This window comes from Pseudomonas caspiana, assembly GCF_002158995.1.
In the GTDB taxonomy this organism is placed as follows: Bacteria; Pseudomonadota; Gammaproteobacteria; order Pseudomonadales; family Pseudomonadaceae; genus Aquipseudomonas; species Aquipseudomonas caspiana.
This window is the reverse complement of record NZ_LOHF01000033.1, coordinates 45,507-48,723: the sequence shown is the minus strand read 5'-3', so window position 1 is coordinate 48,723 and position 3,217 is coordinate 45,507. Positions and strand designations below refer to the sequence as shown.

The following is a 3,217-nucleotide window of genomic DNA, read 5'->3' as shown; positions in this document are numbered from 1 at the left end:
ATACGGGGCCATAGCTCAGCTGGGAGAGCGCCTGCCTTGCACGCAGGAGGTCAGCGGTTCGATCCCGCTTGGCTCCACCACTTACTGCTTCTGTTTGAAAGCTTAGAAATGAGCACTCCATCGGTTTGATGGTGAGTGTTGATTTCTAGTCTTTGATTAGATCGTTCTTTAAAAATTTGGGTATGTGATAGAAATATAGACTGGGCACCTCTTTCACTGGTGCGTGTCCAGGCTAAGGTAAAGTTTGTGAGAACAAACTTTCGGCGAATGTCGTCTTCACAGTATAACCAGATTGCTTGGGGTTATATGGTCAAGTGAAGAAGCGCATACGGTGGATGCCTTGGCAGTCAGAGGCGATGAAAGACGTGGTAGCCTGCGAAAAGCTTCGGGGAGTCGGCAAACAGACTGTGATCCGGAGATGTCTGAATGGGGGAACCCAGCTGTCATAAGACAGTTACCTTACACTGAATACATAGGTGTATGGAGCGAACCAGGGGAACTGAAACATCTAAGTACCCTGAGGAAAAGAAATCAACCGAGATTCCCTTAGTAGTGGCGAGCGAACGGGGACCAGCCCTTAAGTGGCTTTGAGATTAGCGGAACGCTCTGGAAAGTGCGGCCATAGTGGGTGATAGCCCTGTACGCGAAAATCTCTTTGTCATGAAATCGAGTAGGACGGGGCACGAGAAACCTTGTCTGAACATGGGGGGACCATCCTCCAAGGCTAAATACTACTGACTGACCGATAGTGAACTAGTACCGTGAGGGAAAGGCGAAAAGAACCCCGGAGAGGGGAGTGAAATAGATCCTGAAACCGTATGCGTACAAGCAGTGGGAGCCTACTTTGTTAGGTGACTGCGTACCTTTTGTATAATGGGTCAGCGACTTATTTTCAGTGGCGAGCTTAACCGAATAGGGGAGGCGTAGCGAAAGCGAGTCTTAATAGGGCGTCTAGTCGCTGGGAATAGACCCGAAACCGGGCGATCTATCCATGGGCAGGTTGAAGGTTGGGTAACACTAACTGGAGGACCGAACCGACTACCGTTGAAAAGTTAGCGGATGACCTGTGGATCGGAGTGAAAGGCTAATCAAGCTCGGAGATAGCTGGTTCTCCTCGAAAGCTATTTAGGTAGCGCCTCATGTATCACTGTAGGGGGTAGAGCACTGTTTCGGCTAGGGGGTCATCCCGACTTACCAAACCGATGCAAACTCCGAATACCTACAAGTGCCGAGCATGGGAGACACACGGCGGGTGCTAACGTCCGTCGTGAAAAGGGAAACAACCCAGACCGTCAGCTAAGGTCCCAAAATCCTGGTTAAGTGGGAAACGATGTGGGAAGGCTTAGACAGCTAGGAGGTTGGCTTAGAAGCAGCCACCCTTTAAAGAAAGCGTAATAGCTCACTAGTCGAGTCGGCCTGCGCGGAAGATGTAACGGGGCTCAAACCAGGTACCGAAGCTACGGGTATCATCTTTTGATGATGCGGTAGAGGAGCGTTCTGTAAGCCTGTGAAGGTGAGTTGAGAAGCTTGCTGGAGGTATCAGAAGTGCGAATGCTGACATGAGTAACGACAATGGGTGTGAAAAACACCCACGCCGAAAGACCAAGGTTTCCTGCGCAACGTTAATCGACGCAGGGTTAGTCGGTCCCTAAGGCGAGGCTGAAAAGCGTAGTCGATGGAAAACAGGTTAATATTCCTGTACTTCTGGTTATTGCGATGGAGGGACGGAGAAGGCTAGGCCAGCTTGGCGTTGGTTGTCCAAGTTTAAGGTGGTAGGCTGGAATCTTAGGTAAATCCGGGATTCTAAGGCCGAGAGCTGATGACGAGTGTTCTTTTAGAACACGAAGTGGTTGATGCCATGCTTCCAAGAAAAGCTTCTAAGCTTCAGGTAACCAGGAACCGTACCCCAAACCGACACAGGTGGTTGGGTAGAGAATACCAAGGCGCTTGAGAGAACTCGGGTGAAGGAACTAGGCAAAATGGCACCGTAACTTCGGGAGAAGGTGCGCCGGTGAGGGTGAAGGACTTGCTCCGTAAGCTCATGCCGGTCGAAGATACCAGGCCGCTGCGACTGTTTATTAAAAACACAGCACTCTGCAAACACGAAAGTGGACGTATAGGGTGTGACGCCTGCCCGGTGCCGGAAGGTTAATTGATGGGGTTAGCTAACGCGAAGCTCTTGATCGAAGCCCCGGTAAACGGCGGCCGTAACTATAACGGTCCTAAGGTAGCGAAATTCCTTGTCGGGTAAGTTCCGACCTGCACGAATGGCGTAACGATGGCGGCGCTGTCTCCACCCGAGACTCAGTGAAATTGAAATCGCTGTGAAGATGCAGTGTATCCGCGGCTAGACGGAAAGACCCCGTGAACCTTTACTATAGCTTTGCACTGGACTTTGAATTTGCTTGTGTAGGATAGGTGGGAGGCTTTGAAGCGTGGACGCCAGTCTGCGTGGAGCCATCCTTGAAATACCACCCTGGCAACTTTGAGGTTCTAACTCAGGTCCGTTATCCGGATCGAGGACAGTGTATGGTGGGTAGTTTGACTGGGGCGGTCTCCTCCTAAAGAGTAACGGAGGAGTACGAAGGTGCGCTCAGACCGGTCGGAAATCGGTCGTAGAGTATAAAGGCAAAAGCGCGCTTGACTGCGAGACAGACACGTCGAGCAGGTACGAAAGTAGGTCTTAGTGATCCGGTGGTTCTGTATGGAAGGGCCATCGCTCAACGGATAAAAGGTACTCCGGGGATAACAGGCTGATACCGCCCAAGAGTTCATATCGACGGCGGTGTTTGGCACCTCGATGTCGGCTCATCACATCCTGGGGCTGAAGCCGGTCCCAAGGGTATGGCTGTTCGCCATTTAAAGTGGTACGCGAGCTGGGTTTAGAACGTCGTGAGACAGTTCGGTCCCTATCTGCCGTGGACGTTTGAGATTTGAGAGGGGCTGCTCCTAGTACGAGAGGACCGGAGTGGACGAACCTCTGGTGTTCCGGTTGTCACGCCAGTGGCATTGCCGGGTAGCTATGTTCGGAAAAGATAACCGCTGAAAGCATCTAAGCGGGAAACTTGCCTCAAGATGAGATCTCACTGGAACCTTGAGTTCCCTGAAGGGCCGTCGAAGACTACGACGTTGATAGGTGGGGTGTGTAAGCGCTGTGAGGCGTTGAGCTAACCCATACTAATTGCCCGTGAGGCTTGACCATATAACACCCAAGCAA

General features: G+C 51.5%; 1 tRNA gene and 1 rRNA gene. Both read left to right on the top strand.

Annotated elements, in window-relative coordinates:
* Positions 1-4: 4 nt before the first annotated feature.
* Positions 5-80: transfer RNA gene (locus AUC60_RS25390), tRNA-Ala, on the top strand.
* A 228-nt stretch (positions 81-308) separates the two neighbouring features.
* Positions 309-3,202: ribosomal RNA gene (locus AUC60_RS25385) — 23S ribosomal RNA — on the top strand.
* Positions 3,203-3,217 lie beyond the last annotated feature (15 nt).